General features: G+C 32.5%; 15 protein-coding genes, 1 tRNA gene and 2 pseudogenes. 8 read left to right on the top strand and 10 right to left on the bottom strand.

The genetic code is table 11. The annotated features are described in order from the left end of the window. Window positions 1-1,321: 1,321 nt before the first annotated feature. Window positions 1,322-1,870 (bottom strand): annotated as a pseudogene (locus COE53_RS24450) (bclA protein); the annotation flags it as partial. 75 nt (window positions 1,871-1,945) lie between these two features. On the opposite strand from COE53_RS24450, the pseudogene COE53_RS24445 reads away from it, so the two are divergent. Then, window positions 1,946-2,159 (top strand): annotated as a pseudogene (locus COE53_RS24445) (tyrosine-type recombinase/integrase); the annotation flags it as partial. A gap of 128 nt (window positions 2,160-2,287) precedes the next feature. Here the strand turns inward: COE53_RS24445 and COE53_RS22180 are convergent. From COE53_RS22180 to COE53_RS22155, 6 genes are all read right to left on the bottom strand, one after another. After that, a tRNA-Val gene (locus COE53_RS22180) sits at window positions 2,288-2,360 on the bottom strand. Between the two features lie 133 nt (window positions 2,361-2,493). Then, window positions 2,494-2,688, bottom strand: a complete 195-nt coding sequence (locus COE53_RS22175) for a hypothetical protein (RefSeq protein ID WP_069033011.1) — start codon at window positions 2,686-2,688, stop codon at window positions 2,494-2,496. Between the two features lie 281 nt (window positions 2,689-2,969). After that, window positions 2,970-4,175 carry a DUF6944 family repetitive protein gene (locus tag COE53_RS22170; protein ID WP_098948736.1) on the bottom strand — a complete coding sequence of 402 codons (1,206 nt, stop codon included), beginning with the start codon at window positions 4,173-4,175 and terminating at the stop codon, window positions 2,970-2,972. Window positions 4,176-4,275: 100 nt separating this feature from the next. Beyond that, window positions 4,276-4,932: a potassium channel family protein gene (locus tag COE53_RS22165; protein WP_069033009.1), complete on the bottom strand. Its 657-nt coding sequence runs from the start codon at window positions 4,930-4,932 to the stop codon at window positions 4,276-4,278. Between the two features lie 14 nt (window positions 4,933-4,946). Further along, window positions 4,947-6,263, bottom strand: coding sequence for a potassium transporter TrkG (locus COE53_RS22160; protein WP_069033008.1), 1,317 nt, complete (start codon window positions 6,261-6,263; stop codon window positions 4,947-4,949). A gap of 162 nt (window positions 6,264-6,425) precedes the next feature. Beyond that, on the bottom strand, window positions 6,426-7,340 hold the full coding sequence (locus COE53_RS22155; RefSeq protein ID WP_069033007.1) for a DMT family transporter: 915 nt from the start codon (window positions 7,338-7,340) through the stop codon (window positions 6,426-6,428). Between the two features lie 117 nt (window positions 7,341-7,457). On the opposite strand from COE53_RS22155, the gene COE53_RS22150 reads away from it, so the two are divergent. The 4 genes from COE53_RS22150 to COE53_RS22135 all read left to right on the top strand — a co-directional run bounded on the left by COE53_RS22150 (window position 7,458) and on the right by COE53_RS22135 (window position 11,741). Continuing rightward, window positions 7,458-8,186: an alpha/beta hydrolase gene (locus COE53_RS22150; protein WP_069033006.1), complete on the top strand. Its 729-nt coding sequence runs from the start codon at window positions 7,458-7,460 to the stop codon at window positions 8,184-8,186. Between the two features lie 113 nt (window positions 8,187-8,299). Next, window positions 8,300-8,815, top strand: coding sequence for a YjcG family protein (locus tag COE53_RS22145; protein ID WP_069033005.1), 516 nt, complete (start codon window positions 8,300-8,302; stop codon window positions 8,813-8,815). After that, entirely contained in the window at window positions 8,812-9,243 is a 432-nt protein-coding gene (locus tag COE53_RS22140; protein ID WP_069033004.1) for a GNAT family N-acetyltransferase, read from the top strand. The genes COE53_RS22145 and COE53_RS22140 overlap by 4 nt, the downstream gene beginning before the upstream one ends. A 206-nt stretch (window positions 9,244-9,449) precedes the next feature. Continuing rightward, window positions 9,450-11,741 carry an ATP-dependent helicase gene (locus COE53_RS22135; protein WP_098948735.1) on the top strand — a complete coding sequence of 764 codons (2,292 nt, stop codon included), beginning with the start codon at window positions 9,450-9,452 and terminating at the stop codon, window positions 11,739-11,741. Window positions 11,742-11,805: 64 nt separating this feature from the next. On the opposite strand, the gene COE53_RS22130 is transcribed toward COE53_RS22135, so the two are convergent. Then, on the bottom strand, window positions 11,806-12,003 hold the full coding sequence (locus COE53_RS22130) for a hypothetical protein (RefSeq protein WP_069033002.1): 198 nt from the start codon (window positions 12,001-12,003) through the stop codon (window positions 11,806-11,808). A gap of 68 nt (window positions 12,004-12,071) precedes the next feature. After that, entirely contained in the window at window positions 12,072-12,422 is a 351-nt protein-coding gene (locus tag COE53_RS22125; protein WP_069033048.1) for a DUF1360 domain-containing protein, read from the bottom strand. A 290-nt stretch (window positions 12,423-12,712) separates the two neighbouring features. Between COE53_RS22125 and COE53_RS22120 the strand changes: the two genes are divergently transcribed. Continuing rightward, window positions 12,713-13,252 carry a CotY/CotZ family spore coat protein gene (locus COE53_RS22120; RefSeq protein ID WP_069033001.1) on the top strand — a complete coding sequence of 180 codons (540 nt, stop codon included), beginning with the start codon at window positions 12,713-12,715 and terminating at the stop codon, window positions 13,250-13,252. Window positions 13,253-13,313: 61 nt separating this feature from the next. Here COE53_RS22120 and COE53_RS22115 read toward each other — a convergent pair whose 3' ends face one another. Further along, window positions 13,314-13,853 carry a CotO family spore coat protein gene (locus COE53_RS22115; RefSeq protein ID WP_091024013.1) on the bottom strand — a complete coding sequence of 180 codons (540 nt, stop codon included), beginning with the start codon at window positions 13,851-13,853 and terminating at the stop codon, window positions 13,314-13,316. Window positions 13,854-14,095: 242 nt separating this feature from the next. Between COE53_RS22115 and COE53_RS22110 the strand changes: the two genes are divergently transcribed. Both COE53_RS22110 and COE53_RS22105 read left to right on the top strand, forming a co-directional pair. Further along, a complete protein-coding gene (locus COE53_RS22110) occupies window positions 14,096-14,569 on the top strand; it encodes a hypothetical protein (RefSeq protein ID WP_069032999.1) in 474 nt (157 codons plus the stop codon). A 379-nt stretch (window positions 14,570-14,948) separates the two neighbouring features. After that, window positions 14,949-15,614, top strand: coding sequence for a hypothetical protein (locus COE53_RS22105; protein ID WP_069032998.1), 666 nt, complete (start codon window positions 14,949-14,951; stop codon window positions 15,612-15,614). Window positions 15,615-15,963: the final 349 nt, after the last annotated feature.

Below are 15,963 nucleotides of genomic sequence, written 5' to 3'. Positions count from 1 at the left end.
ACATTTACATTTACATGGATTACTATTACATTTGTGACATTTACATTTACACGGATTACAATAACATCGTTGACATATCGGTAGCGATATAATACTAGGAATCTTTCGTTGTTGTGACATATTTTACACCTCTCCTATATAATATATGTTCACATTATTTTATTAATATAGGACAAAGTGGTTCTTATAGCTTAGAAAAATAAGCAATATAACTATAAAGTTGGATTAATCTGCAATTCATACTTAAATTAAAACTTTAAAAATCTAATAATATAAGTTATCTTTTTGGGCAATTAGCAGATACTAAATTTCATTTACAACTCTTTTGTTCTTATTCAACTAATCTGCCATTAGTTAAACAAAAAAGAGTCACCGAAGTAACTCTGGTTCTAAAATTAATGCATGCGTTAGTTCAACAAGACAAAAACCGAAAATATGCATTACTTCTTCTGTTATGACAGAGTATCCTAGCTACTTTTCTAGAAAATGAAAAAAAGACCTTCAATATCGAATAAACCCCTTATCCTCAATAAATAAGCCTTTTTTTGCTCGTACTTCATGTCGATTATCAAAAGTAATATTTTTTTTATTACTTAAGTCACGTATGTAATCTAGTTTTGCATATAATAATAAACATCCCTCTTTGAACATACCCGGAGAGGTGAAGAGGGATGTTTCCTGTAATACGAGATCCGCCAGGTATTACAGGATTCTATAGAATATGTGAAATAAGTAAAAAAATACACTCATTTCGAAAAGATAATTATTCTTAAACTTGGGGGAATTAATATCTACTCAATTTAGTTTTTTTCTTAAAAACGTACTTTTGTTGGTTCAATATGATTAATTATTTCAACTATCCTCATAATAGTGCTTTTACTATGTAATTTATTAGCCTATTCAACCCTTGTAAAGGAGTGTTGTTGTGGTATTTTATCTATTGATATGTATGAACGGATTACATCAGAATTAATCGTGCGTCTATAGTATGTTGATATATGTTATTTGGTTTGGGCATAAACTTGGGGGAATTTAACTCAATCGTTTTTAAAAAGCGTACTTTTGTTCGTTCAATATGATTAAATTGTATCTCTAACATTCCACTAATGAACTTTTTTCAAGGTTGATTCTGAAAGAGAGAAAAAGGATATTTAACTATACTTATTGAACTAACGCTCTATAAGAATACCTTACCTTTATTAAAACCTTATCGAAACTTAATCATAAACTTTAACCTCAACCTGCAAAAAAAGCGATCTTTGTAATTGAAGAATCGCTTTTTTTCAAGACAATTTAAAAGCCTGTTCAGAGAAAAACGAACCTATGTCGCAGTAGGAGGTGGGTTTATATTTACAGCCACAATTTTGCAAGTTGAAATTGCAAATCTAACGGTTGTAGTTCGACTTATTGGTAAAGTACCTAACACTATGCCAAGACCTGTTTGTTCCACGTTAAAACCTGCTGCAATAGAACCATTACCAGCTAAAAGATTCACTGTAGAACCGATCAGTGTATCTAGCAATTCTCTAATTGGTCTTTCACGACATTCACATTCGCACCCAGAATCAACAGGTGGCAACAAGTTGATAGTAGGTCCTGGTGGTAAAAATCCCACCCCTGTTACATCAGAAATATTGACCACAAAGGTTGTCACGCCATCTGTAACAGTAACTAAAAAATCATTCACAGCAGTGATAGTGAATAAAAAGAAAAGAGGGGGTACGTTTGGTGTGTCTGCAATCGTGCCAAGAATCACAGTTTCCCCGATAAGTTGCTGTAAAACGTTCTGCATAGGAAAAATACAGCAATCACATAAACAACCTTCAACTACTCCAGTAGCACCCGTAGCACCCGTAGCTCCTGTAGTTCCTTCATGCAGCGCGAGCGCTGCACCACAGCGAATGAAAAAGAATTAAAACCGTCAATACTGCTTCTATGGCTGAGTATCGGAAAAGCAAACGTGCCTAATATTTCATTTCATACTTTGCGCCACACTCATGCTACTATTCTTATGCGAATGGGCGAGAATCCTAAAGTAGTTAGCGAGAGATTAAGGTCATTCAAGAGTTGGAATAACACTTGATATTTACTCACATTCAAATGAAGAAATGCAGAAGCAGACAGCCGATCGATTCGATAAGAAATTTGGACTTAATTAAAAAGTTCGTGAAGTTTTTGTGCAGTCTTTGTGCGATGAATAATATTCATTACAAAAAATTGAAATAACTGAAAACAAAGAAAAAGCCCAAACCCTTGATACACTTAGGTTTGAACTTCCTTAATTGTATGATCCCAACTGGACTTGAACCAGCGACCCCTACCCTGTCAAGGTAGTGCTCTCCCAGCTGAGCTATGGAATCGTAATATATTGGAGATACAATTCTCTCTTATTAAGTCTATTATACTGTTTTGTCTAATACTCTTCAACCAATATTTAACAAAAAATTTCGAATATAAGTCCACTAGAATGTATTTTTCAATTTTGAAAAACGCTCATCTATTCGACTTTGCTTCTATTTCGTTTATTGTATGCATCAAATCTTTCCATCTCAAATCTTTGTCTCTTGGTATATTGCTTAATAGAATACTACCAACTACAATTGTTAAGAACAAAAGTAATACACCCACACCAAACACAAATGTCTGAACTTTATAGTTTTTAACGATTTTAATCATTCTACTTTTCATAGGCAATCTCTCCAATAGTTAAATAATAATATTCCTTAACCCAAAAATAGTGAAGGTCCACTCTCTTTATTATTAATATTTTCCTTTTTGCCTATTATGTAATCAAAAATTCCAAAAACGTTTTCAATTTTAGTTTTTTGTTGCCTTTGTTACTATTCAAGCACTGCAAAACCCTAGTATTCTTTCTCTTTCTACATGCTCATTTTATGCACCTTTAAGAAATGGCTTTATTCTATAATCTATGTATCTAGAACTAACATCAACACTATAGCTTATTTTTGTTAGCTCTTTTTCTTTATCTCTGTATATTTCGAAGTTTTGCTTTTCTCTTGATTTGATTCGACCTTATTTTCCGTCGATTTTTTCTTTCTATTTCTTCTTCTAAGGTTTTTGTTCTCTTCTAGTTCTTGTTTCTCTTCCTCTTTTTGTTCAGCATCCCCCTTAAATAACTCTTTTTGTTCAGAGTAAACGGATACGATTGAACCGCCAGCTTGAATCCAACTTCCACTGTATTTTAAAAGTAATGCTAATTCTTCGTATTCCTTCACTAATGGATTTGTTTCAGTTTCTTCTTCATATTGTTGGAGTACATCAAAAATGACCCCATCTGACAGATCACTTGGCCCGCCTTGTTCGCTAGAAATGGATCCATCCTGGTGACTTGGAATCGTTTCGTCTTGCATTTCAATCGGTTCGTAATCTGGTATTCTACCAAAAAGATATTCTATTTCATTTAATATTTCTTCATTAGATTGGGTTGATAGTATATTTTCATTATGATCTTCCATTTCATCTGTAAGTTCAACGGTTTCTTCTTCTGGCAATCTTCCAGTGTATTCTTGTACTTCATCAAATATAATCCCATCCGATAGTTCACTAGCCTCAGGTACAGGAGCACTGCCATGATATTCTTGAAGTACGTCAAATATCACTCCATCTGATAAATCGCTAGGTTGTTCTACTTGCCCGGTTTCTTCTAAATAGTCCTTTAAATCTTCTATTTCTAACTCTACAAGACCACCCAATACTTGCAATGTATTTCCAATAGCTTGTAAAAAGTTCCCCATAAAACCAGATACATCAAAGTCCTCTGAACTGACTTCTTCTAAGGCAGCAATTAATCCACCAAAAGCTTGTTGTGCATTCCCTGTAATATTTAATTTTATTGCTCGATCTGCATCTTTTTCTTCTTCTACTTTTTCTTCCTCTGCTTCAGCAGCTAATAAACTAAATAATACAGTGACGTTACCGGAAGCTTGGATAATTTCACCTGCATCTTCTATTACACTAGGTTCGCCTAAAAAAGCTTCTATTAAATTTCCGATTGCTTGAAAAGAATTTCCACCAAAATCAAGATGAAAACTTATATCCTCCCATCTTTTTCGGTTTTCTCCTTTTAATCCTCTCATGGGTGTACTACTAATAGCAGAACTGATTGTTCCAATTGCATTGACCCATGCTCCAATAACTTCCATAACTTGGCTCATTATAATACACCAATCCTTGATTAGTCATTTAGGATTAGTATATTCAAATATAATGTTTAAACGTTCCAAATAGGTAATTGTAATTGAGCCCTAATTATATTTATCCAACTTTCTTCTTAAACAATTCTATTTTTGATTTTTCTCCTACAATAAAAATTAAATCCCCACTCTGAAAAACTACGTCTCCAATTTGCGATACCATCGGTTCACCATCGCGGATGATTAGGACAACAGTTATGCCATATTTCATCGAAAAACTCATTTCTCTTAATGTTTTACCAACCAATTTTTCAGGAATGACCGTTTCAACACCTGCAACGTTTTTTGTAATTTCAATGTATTCGATGATTCCACTCATCGCTTCCATTCGTGCTGCTTTATGTCCAGCCTCCTCTTCAGGATAAATAACTAAATCCGCTCCAATACTTTCTAAAATCCCACCAACTTCACGATTATTTGCTTTACAAATAATTCTTTTAACTTTTCTCTCTTTCAATCTTCTCGTAATTAAGATCGAGGCTAAAGAATCCGTTCCAATCGCTACAAATACTGCGTCAAATTGACTTACATTTAAATCCTCTAGAATAGACTCTTCACGTAAATCGCCAATTACTGCATATTCTGTGTACTCTTCTAATTGCTCTAAAGTCTTTTTATCTTTATCACATACAACGACTTCATGACCTAACCGATCAAATTCTTTTACAATTCCTCGCCCAAAACGTCCAGCACCTATTACCAAATATTGTTTTGGCATATATACTCTCCTCCTTACCCAACTGCTAAATCTTTTTCAACATATTTTAATTTTTGATTATCGACTCTAAATACGAAATAAATCAGTGTGAAAATCCCAATTCTTCCAATAAACATTAGTAAAATTAATATTATTTTTGACACACTATGAATATTTGTTGTAATCCCTAATGACAATCCAGTATTTGTAATTGCCGAAATGGCTTCTAGTAATATTAAATCTAACTGAAACGGTTCAAAAATCGAAATTATAATGGTTGCGACCGTGATTAAAATGATAAAGCTCATCGCAATTACAAATGCACGGTCAACAACCTCTTTCTTTACACTTGTTCTAAAAATAATTGTATCGTCCTGTGACTTAATGACTGAAAACATCTTAGCGGCTAAGACCGATACTGTTGTTAGCCGAATCCCGCCTGCTGCACTCGATGAAGCTCCACCAATATACATCAGCACTAAAAGTATTAAGATGGCAGGTAATGTTAGTTCGGCAATATCTAGAGGTGCATATCCTCCATTTCGACTCGTAACTGATAAAAAAAATGAATTAGTTAGTTGATCCAAAAAATTTAAATGTTTAAACGCATGGCCTCTTTCTAAAAGCCAAAATACAATTGTTCCAAGAATCATAAACGAAAAATGTAGGCGCATATTAACCCTTGTAAATAAGGACTTTTTCTTTTTGTATTTATAGATGTACTCCATAATAGTCGGATATCCTAATCCACCTATAAAAATTAAAGCTGCTGTTACAATTAAAACTAAATTATTTTTTTGAAACGATATTAAGCTATTCCCAAATAAATCAAAACCTGTATTTGTAAAACTTGCAATTGAATGGAAAGCAGTAACTAATAAGGTTTCTAATGCAGTGTCATATTTCCCTCTAAATTGACTATAAAAAAAGAGTCCACCTATAAATTGAAAAAATAATGATGTATATAAAACTGACAAACTTAATCTTTTTATTGACTTAATGCTACTTTGATTTTGATCCTTCGATACGACTAATAGATTTGAAATCGTAATTCGAATACCGAGTATCATAAAACCATAGCTAATAAATACAACAATTCCGATTGCCCCAATTTCCATTTGGATCATTAATAGTATTTTTCCCCACACATTAAAGGTCTCAACTAAGTTTACTGTTGTTAACCCAGTCACACTAATTGCACTTGTTGAAACAAATAAACTGTCTATATAGCTTATATTCGAAATTCGCGTAAATGGGAGAAAGTATAAGAATGAAAATAAAAATGTAATGATGATATAAGAAATAAATATGTAATGGAGAGGATTTTTGGCTTTTCTCTTCTTTTTTTTCATAAGTAGCTCTTTTCTCCTTTAAATTGGCTGGATAAAAGTTTATGGAATTTTTTTCTAATAGCTATTATCTATTCTACCTATTTTTAGTTAAAAAACAAAAAAACTTTCAAACCATATGAATGATTTGAAAGCTTTTGAAATTTTTAAAATTAATTAGTTGATCTAAGCTGATGTAGAATTATCTGTTTTAACTTGTATTGAAGTAACTTCTTTTTGTTGTTGATATAAGTACAAGAATACACTCACAATTACGATCGTACCTCCAATTAGCTGAAATGATGATAACATTTCGTGAAGAAGGAAAACTGCTAAAATAGATGCACCAACTGGTTCCCCAAGTATACTCATTGATATTGTCGTAGCATTTACGTAATTTAATAAATAGTTATTTATGATATGTGCTAATGAAGGAATAATGGCAGATGCAATAAATATGATCCAATCTTTTGATTGGTAATCAAAGAAATTATCCATCGTTACGATATTATAGATTGTTAAAAATGCAGCTGAAAATGCGAATACCCAAAAACTATACACCCAATGAGATGTATTTTTTACGGTTGTTTGTCCAACCATTAAATAGAGTACTGCAGCAATTACACTTAAAAATGAAAGAATATCACCTTTAAACGCTGACATACTTAAGCCGATATCACCGAATCCTATTAGACATACACCAATAATGGCGATAATCATACATATTTTAGATTGCATAGACGTTCGCTCTTTAAATACAAAAAATCCAAGAATCATTGCAACTAATGGCTGAAGAGCTAATATAATCGTTGAGCTCGCCACTGAAGTGAAAACTAATGAACCATACCATAAAATAAAATGGACAGCTAACATTAATCCACCTAAAGCGAATGATTTATAATGCGATTTTTTTAAGGCTTTTAACTCATTTTTTCGCTTCAATACAAATGGTAGCATCCATATACATGTAAACCAGAGGCGATACATGCTTAAAACAGATGGAGAAGCTTTCGTCCATTTAGCTAATATAGCTGAAGTTGAAATCGCAATAATGGACAAAATTAATAAAGACATCATTGCATTTGGTTGTTTTTTACTCATGTTTCACCTCATTTCGACTTATTTTTGTAAGCGTTTAAAACATTTTGCTTTTCTAAATTTTTAGTATGAAGTAACATCTAATTATATCATCCTAGGGAAAAGAAGAGGAGACATTTTATGATTCAAACAAATGGGACTAGAGAAGAACATACATTATATAGTGAACACCTAAAAAAAGAAATCACATTTACAATATACTATTCAAGCATGTACACTCCGTTAATAAAACATCACTTATTAATCGCTCAAGATGGACAAGACTATTTTAATTTAGGAAAAGTTCATCGAGTAATTGAAAAATTAACAAAAGAAGGTTCAATTCAACCTACAATCATTGTAGGAATACCATATTCTTCACCAGAGGAGCGCTTTAAGCTATACCACCCTTCCCAACCTGGTCAAAAAAATTATATTCGTTTTTTAGCTGAAGAATTACTTCCGTATTTAGATGATCATTTACCTTTACTTGGATTAGCCCATAGCAGGACATTAATCGGCGATTCATTAGGTGGGACTGTTTCATTACAAGCTGCATTTACATATCCAAATACATTTGGACAAGTCGTTATGCAATCTCCATTTGTGAATGATGATGTTATAGAATTTTTAGAGAATACAAAATTAAATTCAATTCTTTCAATTGTTCAAACTGTTGGAAAACAAGAAGAAAATGTTTTTACACCAAGTAAGCAATGGGTTAATTTTGTCAAAGGTGGTTTACAGTTAAAAGATTATTTAGCTAACTTCCCTGTAGAATTACATTATGAAGAATATGAAGGGGACCATACTTGGACAAACTGGGAAAAGCAGCTTGAAGAGGTATTAAAAATTAGTTTAGCAAAATAATTCGTGAAACTTAGCGATTTTCAAAAAATTTGGTATAATTAAAATTAGTTATTTTTCTTTCGTTAATTTTTTCAAATTAAAATATAAAGTATCGCAAACAGGAGGTAATTTTTATGAAATGTGGCGTTGTTTTTTTCCCATCTAATTTCGTTCAAGAAAAGGCTAATGAGTATAGAAAACGTTTTGATCCAGCGTATACGTTAATCTCTCCTCATGTTACATTAAGAAGTGGATTCGAACTAAGTGAAGATCAACTTCCAAATATTATTTCACAATTAAATGAAATTGCGAGTCAAATTGAACCATTTGAATTGGAAATTAATAAAGTAAGTTCTTTTGCACCAGTTAATAATGTCATTTATTTAAAAGTTACACCTGTTGAAGCATTGAAAGAGCTTCATGAAAAAATGCACACTGGCGCTTTCCCAGAAACAAAAGATTATGCATTCGTACCGCATATTACAATTGGTCAGCAATTACAAGATGCTGAATTTGCTGATATTCTAGGCCAGTTACGCATGATTCAATTTAGTTACAATGAAGTAGTAGATAACTTTAAATTAGTTTACCAATTAGAAAACGGTGCTTGGGAAGTATATGAAACATTTAAATTAGGAGCAAAAAAATGAGCATTCGCACTATAGTAGCAGCAACAGACGAAAGTATACAAGACGCTCTTAAAGTAAGAGTAGAAGTTTTTGTAGAGGAACAACAAATTTCTAGAGAATTAGAGTTTGATGGCCTTGACGAAGAATGTATACATTTTGTTTCATACGATGGAGAACAACCGATTGCTGCAGGTCGACTTAGATTAATCGAATCGACTGGAAAAGTTCAGCGAATCTGTGTGTTAAGTAGCTATCGAGGAAAAAAAATTGGGAATGAAATTATGTACTTAATTCATAAAACTGCAAAGGAAAAAGGATTAGATCAATTAGTCCTACACGCACAAGAATCTGCAATTCCTTTTTATGAAAAATTAGGTTATAAAATCTCTTCCGAAATATTTTTTGAAGCTGGCATTCCACACGCAGAAATGAAACTAAAATTAAATTAAACACACTTAAAACTATGATTCAATTGAATCATAGTTTTTTCATGGGGCTTTAATATACTCGTGGCTATGAAACAAACAACGGTCTTACTAATGTATTTAGTTCGATACATATCAAAAGATACTTTTTTCCCATTAAAATTCACTTTTCGTACACAAATCTTTTTGGTAACATAGATGAGTCTGCTTTAATTTTAAGGGGGAAAATAATGAAAATTGCAAACTATCAAAATCAATCAATCTATTTACCAGAATTCCCTCGATCAAGATATGAGGAAATATATCAAGCCAGTATTCGCGGGGAAGTTAAATGTGTTAATTGCCATCAAAACTTAAATTTCACATTAACTATTTATGATATTCCTCATTTTTATCATATAAACAAAGAGCAAAATCTAGCATGTATGAATCATAACGTAGAGTTGGAGCAAGAAATGGTTGCTAGATTTGAAAATAATCCTTCTACTACGGAAAATACTGATCGTATTATTAAACTACCTACTAAGCGTTCAATTTCAAATACAGCTACAATCGAAAAAACAGATGAAAATCAATTTATTAACAGACTACCTTTTTACAATATTCCACCATATAAAATAAATGAACAAAAGACGGATCAATTTGTGATCAATCAAATTTCATTAGATTCTCAACAATGGAATGCTGTTACACATATCGGTTCACCTTTACTTGTACTTGCTGGAGCCGGAAGTGGTAAAACACGAGTCATAACAACTCGAGCAATGCATTTAATGAATAGCGGTATACTTCCTCATGAAATGATGCTTGTAACATTTACGTCAAAAGCATCTGCAGAAATGAAAGAAAGAATGAAAGGTCTAGGTTACCCTATTCAACAGATGGAAATTGGTACCTTCCATAGCATTTTCTATAAAATGCTTTTACGATTTGATCGAGCAAAATGGGATTCAAGCCGTTTAATTAAATCAGATTTTCAAAAGGAGATCATGTTAAAGCAAATTGGCCGACGACTTGAAATTGATGAAAAGTCATTTGCATATGACCAAGCCATTCAACAAATTGGCTTATGGAAGAACTCATGTGTTTATCCACATGAGATTCGATCAAAAGATGCTTGGGAAGAACAGGTCGCTTCTCTTTATGAAGGCTATGAATCATTAAAAAAGCAAAATGGGCAATTTGATTTTGACGATATGTTACTTGGTTGCTTTGAAATGCTAAATGAAAATAATGAATTACTTTTACATTATCAAAATCGATTTAAGTGTTTATTAGTGGATGAGTTCCAAGATATTAATAAAATCCAATTCAATATTCTCAAAATCCTTTTTCAACATACAGAAAATATAACGGCTGTTGGTGATGATGACCAGTCAATCTATGCGTTTAGAGGAAGTGACCCCAGGTTTATCTTGGACTTTAAAGAACATTTCAAAGGATCTACAATTTATCATTTAAGTGAAAATTATCGTTCTACCCATGGGATTGTAACATTGGCAAACGAAGTCATTAAGCCAAATAAAAACCGTTTTGTAAAATCAATGCATGCTCAATATGACTACGACCAAGTACCTTCTTTCTTTTTTCCATACGATGAAGAGGAAGAAGCAACGATGATTATTAATGATATGAAAGAAAAAATTAATAACGGTGCAAATCCAGGACAATTTGCTATTTTGTATCGCACAAATACTGCATCAAGGGCTGTTTTTGAGCGATTAATTGGAACAAGCTTGCCTTTTACAATCGACCAAGATGGTGATTCATTTTATGATCGACCTATTATTCGAAAAATGATCTCTTTCTTACTATTAATAGGTGATGAGGACCACCAAGCAGCATTGAAAGAAATATTACCGGTCTTTTTCCTAAAACAACAAGCATTTCAAGATGCAAAAATGAATAGTGTATTGCAAAATCTATCTTTCTTAGAAGCATTCACCACGATTAAAAGTGCAGCACCATTTCAAATTAAAAAAATTGAAAACCTGATCAAGATTTTACGTTATTTAAAACACGCATCTCCTTTAGAAGCAATTGAGCGAATTGAAGAAAGTCCAGCATTTATGGACTATATTAAAAAGCGTGGAAATGAGTCTAATAAAATCGAACGACCTTCTGATGATTTGAGAGATTTGAAGGTCGTAAGCAAAAATTTCAAATCAATTCGAGAGTTTATTGAACACGCATTTCATATTTCTGCTAAATTTAAAGAATATAAGCAGAAAAAAAATCAATCATCACAAGATAATATTTCGCTTTTAACAGCTCACCGTTCAAAGGGATTAGAATATGATTATGTCTATATTCTAGGGGTTGTAGACGGAGGATTCCCTCATGATTATGCTTTAGAATCCTTAAAAAATGGTAACTTAGATCAACTAGAAGAAGAACGTCGCCTTCTTTATGTGGCATGTACAAGAGCTAGAAAGCTATTATACTTATCGATTCTTCAAAAAAGAAGAGGAAAAAAAGCTAATACATCAAGACTAATTCGACGTTTTATTAATAAGAAATGAGATTGAACAACTTTCTTGTATAAAAAATTAAGGTGAGCAAAATATGCTCACCTTTTTTTATGGATTATCGTCTAGTTGTTCTACTGCCACAGCCACAACCTGATTTTTTCACGTAGCCCGCCGGAGCTCCTTGGTAATAAGGGTTATAGTTCGCTTGATTCATTTGTTGCTGCATTTGTTGTTGCTGCATTTGGTACTGCTGTTGTTGTTGGAGTTGTTGCCATTGAAAAGGAGTCATTTGACCCTGACCTTGATTGTACATATCTTCCCTCCTAATTAAGTCTATTCACAATAGTATATGAAAGGAATTTTCAATCGTTCTACCTAAAATTATGAATTCAGTCTATTAACAATCGTTTCTATTACGCCAGCTGCCCCTGCAATAGCTAACAAAATGATGATGAACTCACCCACATATGGAAAGAACACATATATTAATAGTAATAACGCTGTACACCAAATTCCACTACACCAAGTACAACTTAATAGCTCACCAAAAAAGTATTGGATTCCACTTCCTTTAATCTTTGTATAAGTAACTGGCATCCCATTCTCTTCAAGCGTTATTTCATCAATAAAAGGCCTTCTTAGAAAAGCTGTTATTTTATCGTGAACTACTAAACGAGTCAATCGAAAGCTTGCCAAAATTAAGATGAATAGCAACAACCAACTTATATCCATGTTAAGTACGCAGGACAAGGGATATGGATGCAATGGGTAAATAATTTCACTTCCTTACCCTACATTTATGCTCCTCTAATCCCTTCCAACCCTTCTCCTCTCCTTTTCTTATTTCTCTCCCTATTTACATATTACAGATCTAAGCTCTTCTTTGTCTTTCCTGCTTAAACTGTACTACTTTGCTCCTAAGCCCATTTATCTAAAAAAGCAAAAATCTTCAGTAACCGTTTTTCGCCTGCTTAATATCATAGTAATGTAATATCCATCTAAAGTGATAAGGAGTGAAAATGATGAGTTGCAAAGACAACCACGACAAAAAAAGAAACCATTGCGTATGTGACGTTGTAAAATTCATAAATGATCTACAAGATTGCGCAACAAACACTTGCCCAACAGGTTGTGACGTTCCATTCTTAGGTGCTAACCCTAATGTACCACTTGCAAATACTCGCCCTTTCCTATTGTATTTAGCAAACGGTGAATTATTTAGAGTACCAGCATTTAATCATAATAATATGATGATGATGGCACAAAATCGTGATGGCAATGATAACAACAACAACAACAACAAAAACGGTCAAATGAACAATTGCCAAGATACAGTTGTTTTCCGTGTTGAAAGTGTAGATGAAGATTGCTGTGCAGTGTTAAGAGCATTAATTCCAGTAAACAACAAAGACAACAAAGACAACAAAAACAACAACCAAAATACTTTCTGCGAATTAGTAGACTCTGACATGTTTGTAGCATCAAACACTTGTGTAACAGTTGACCTAGATTGCTTCTGTGCAATCCAATGCCTACGTGACGTACACGTTACAAATCTGTAAGTTTAATGTAAACTAAAAAACTATGGGTGGTAGATCATGTATCTACCACCTTTTTAACGCCTTAAATACCTACCATTTGAATACTTACAATACTTTGAATATCCAATTCAACATCATTAATTTTTGAAGAAACCTTAATTGAAACCTTTCCTTCGTTGTAACCCATAATATAGCCAATATATAAATCTTTTTCTGTACGAATTCGGCACTCAACTTTTGGAATATAATGAGGCTTATTTATCATAAATAATACTTTTTCTTCATTCGTCATCGCTTTAAATGGTTTTTTCATCCAAGTATTGTCTGCTTCGACTTGTTCTTCTTGATCTTCTTGTTCTTGTTGCTCTTCTTGTTGCTCTTCTTGTTCATCTAAATCTACAACATCTTCCAGTTCTTCTAATTCATCTAATTCTTCTAATTGATCTAGTTCTTCAACTTCCACGTATTTAGAAGCTACATATTCTTTATCCTTTTGTTTTTGATCCTGATTATTTACTTTGACCACATATGAGTGTTGTACGTTCAACTTGGCTTCTTGAAAATCAGGCTGTGCAATATATAATAATGGCTTTACACCCTCTTTAGACTCTTTTCTTGCCATTGTTGTTCCTCCCTCGTAAGTGTGCTCTCATAAATTATATGAACGGACAATATTTATCATGTTACTTTTTTCTCAATCAAGTAATCTACAAATTTAATTGAAATACCAAATATATGCCCATCAACACTTGACTAATTTTATACATATTCATCTAAATTGGACAAATATCCTAGTACAAACAATTGACAGGGCACATATAAATACATTGTAACCGCACAGAAAAAACAAGGAGCGATGAAAAAGTGAATAAAGAGTTATTCTCAGTATTCGTAGGTAAAGGAGTTAGAATTGGTCGAGGAGGTCATGAATCTAAAGAAGGTTTATTACTTGGTGCATATGAAACACATATTGCTCTTTTTACAGAGGCTGAAGGTGTAATTTACTTCCCTTATACTCATATTAAAAGCGTAACTTCATTTGCAAAAGGTAGATTATCTTATGATGAAATGTACAATACGATTGAATTATTACCAAACGAGAGTTTTGTAGACTTATTAAATTCTCAAGTTAGACAATGGGTAAAAATTAATCGCGGTGGCCACGACAAAGTTGAAGGTATTCTTCTTGATGCAAACCATGATTATGTAGAAATTTCTTTTAACGATGAACTAGTGTATCTTGCTACTTATCATGTAAAAAGTGTAAGTTTCGGAGAAAAATTTGAAGTTTACGAAAGAAGTAATACGACAAGCCAAACATTAAGAAGAAGAAAATAATGTTTAGAAAGGTCGTTTTATGAAATAAAACGACCCTTTTTTTATAAAACTTTGACCCTCGATGCCATTCTAATTATGTAAACCCCTTATAACGTAATTTGAAACTATACTTAATTTTGAGTGGTAATCAATAAATCATTGGAAGTATGCTGTTATGAACTAACTGATCCAACTATAAAGTTTTCAAACTTAATAATCTTTTTCATTCATATAAGACAGGCACTATCTATCTTGCCAACCTTTAAATGAAATGATTGATTTTATTTAGACAAACTATCATTCTAATCGATATACCCATATAAATAAAATTGAAAATCCTTTTTCAGAAATGAACGTGTCTGAATCATAATGATTTATCTTTTTAAGAAAGGAGAAAATCATGGCAAGTTTCAAAAATTTTCTCAACAAACAAGTTACAATTGAAATATCTGGTAACAGTAATGTTGATGGAATCTTAATTGAAGTTGGAAATGATTTATTAGTTGTTTTCAATGGTGAAAATTTCCTTTATATTCCACTACTTCATATTCATAATCTTAGTGAAAGTACACTCGAAGAATCATTTGGTGTTGTTCCCTCCCTACAAGAACTAGAACACGAAAAAGATGAGTTATCTTTACGTAAAGTCTTAACTGCTGCCAAAGGGATTTTTGTTGAAATTAATCTTTCAAATAATCGTTCTTTTCATGGCTTTATTACAACCATCATGAATAATTACTTTGTATTCTATTCACCGATCTATAAAATCATGTATATATCCCTACAGCATTTAAAGTGGTTAACCCCTTATCTCACTGAAAAGACCCCTTATATGTTAAGTAATAATTTATTACCTGTTAATCCTTCTAATATCCCTCTAGCACGCACGTTAGACGTTCAATTAAATAAGTTGATTGGTGAATTAGTCGTAATGAACAGTGGAGAAAATTACGAATATATAGGTAAGTTGAGTTCTATTGACTCAAATTTCATAGAGTTGACTACATCTAGAGGAGAAAGCAAATTAGTAGGTCTTCGTCACTTAAAATCAATTTTTATTCCGTAAGAATTAATAAAATTAAAATGCCACATTTTACAATAAAAAAGTGCCTATTTATGTCATCATAAGAAAGCACTTTTTTTTGTTTGACTAATGTCAGGTTGATTTCCCCAACAGAATGTTTACCCATATAAAGAACACACTTATTTTCTTTTGAAGGATGCACGCTTTTCATGGCGATGTGGGCATGAGCTGAGTGCCTCGTTGCATTCTATTACCGCATCTCAAGATGAGTGAGCAACATCAGTTTCAATTTGATTTGAGTATATTATTTTCTTTTTTTGGCTGTTTTACTTACTTATAACCCCTTATGAGTTACCAAATTTCAGATTCTTTCTGTTTTACTTACTCATGA

The sequence above is a fragment of the Bacillus sp. AFS029533 genome (assembly GCF_002585125.1).
Taxonomy (GTDB): Bacteria; Bacillota; Bacilli; order Bacillales; family Bacillaceae_G; genus Gottfriedia; species Gottfriedia luciferensis_B.
The sequence above is the reverse complement of the archived record's forward strand: the minus strand, read 5'-3'. Positions and strand labels throughout refer to the sequence as shown.

Bases quoted from the DNA above. Each gene is read 5' to 3' on its own strand.
- COE53_RS22145 (WP_069033005.1), top strand. From the start codon at position 8,300: ATGAAATGTGGCGTTGTTTTTTTCCCATCTAATTTCGTTCAAGAAAAG.
- COE53_RS22170 (WP_098948736.1), bottom strand. From the start codon at position 4,175: ATGAGCCAAGTTATGGAAGTTATTGGAGCATGGGTCAATGCAATTGGA.
- COE53_RS22115 (WP_091024013.1), bottom strand. From the start codon at position 13,853: ATGGCAAGAAAAGAGTCTAAAGAGGGTGTAAAGCCATTATTATATATT.
- COE53_RS22160 (WP_069033008.1), bottom strand. From the start codon at position 6,263: ATGAAAAAAAAGAAGAGAAAAGCCAAAAATCCTCTCCATTACATATTT.
- COE53_RS22140 (WP_069033004.1), top strand. From the start codon at position 8,812: ATGAGCATTCGCACTATAGTAGCAGCAACAGACGAAAGTATACAAGAC.
- COE53_RS22120 (WP_069033001.1), top strand. From the start codon at position 12,713: ATGAGTTGCAAAGACAACCACGACAAAAAAAGAAACCATTGCGTATGT.
- COE53_RS22150 (WP_069033006.1), top strand. From the start codon at position 7,458: ATGATTCAAACAAATGGGACTAGAGAAGAACATACATTATATAGTGAA.
- COE53_RS22155 (WP_069033007.1), bottom strand. From the start codon at position 7,340: ATGAGTAAAAAACAACCAAATGCAATGATGTCTTTATTAATTTTGTCC.
- COE53_RS22105 (WP_069032998.1), top strand. From the start codon at position 14,949: ATGGCAAGTTTCAAAAATTTTCTCAACAAACAAGTTACAATTGAAATA.
- COE53_RS22130 (WP_069033002.1), bottom strand. From the start codon at position 12,003: ATGTACAATCAAGGTCAGGGTCAAATGACTCCTTTTCAATGGCAACAA.
- COE53_RS22125 (WP_069033048.1), bottom strand. From the start codon at position 12,422: ATGGATATAAGTTGGTTGTTGCTATTCATCTTAATTTTGGCAAGCTTT.
- COE53_RS22175 (WP_069033011.1), bottom strand. From the start codon at position 2,688: ATGAAAAGTAGAATGATTAAAATCGTTAAAAACTATAAAGTTCAGACA.
- COE53_RS22135 (WP_098948735.1), top strand. From the start codon at position 9,450: ATGAAAATTGCAAACTATCAAAATCAATCAATCTATTTACCAGAATTC.
- COE53_RS22165 (WP_069033009.1), bottom strand. From the start codon at position 4,932: ATGCCAAAACAATATTTGGTAATAGGTGCTGGACGTTTTGGGCGAGGA.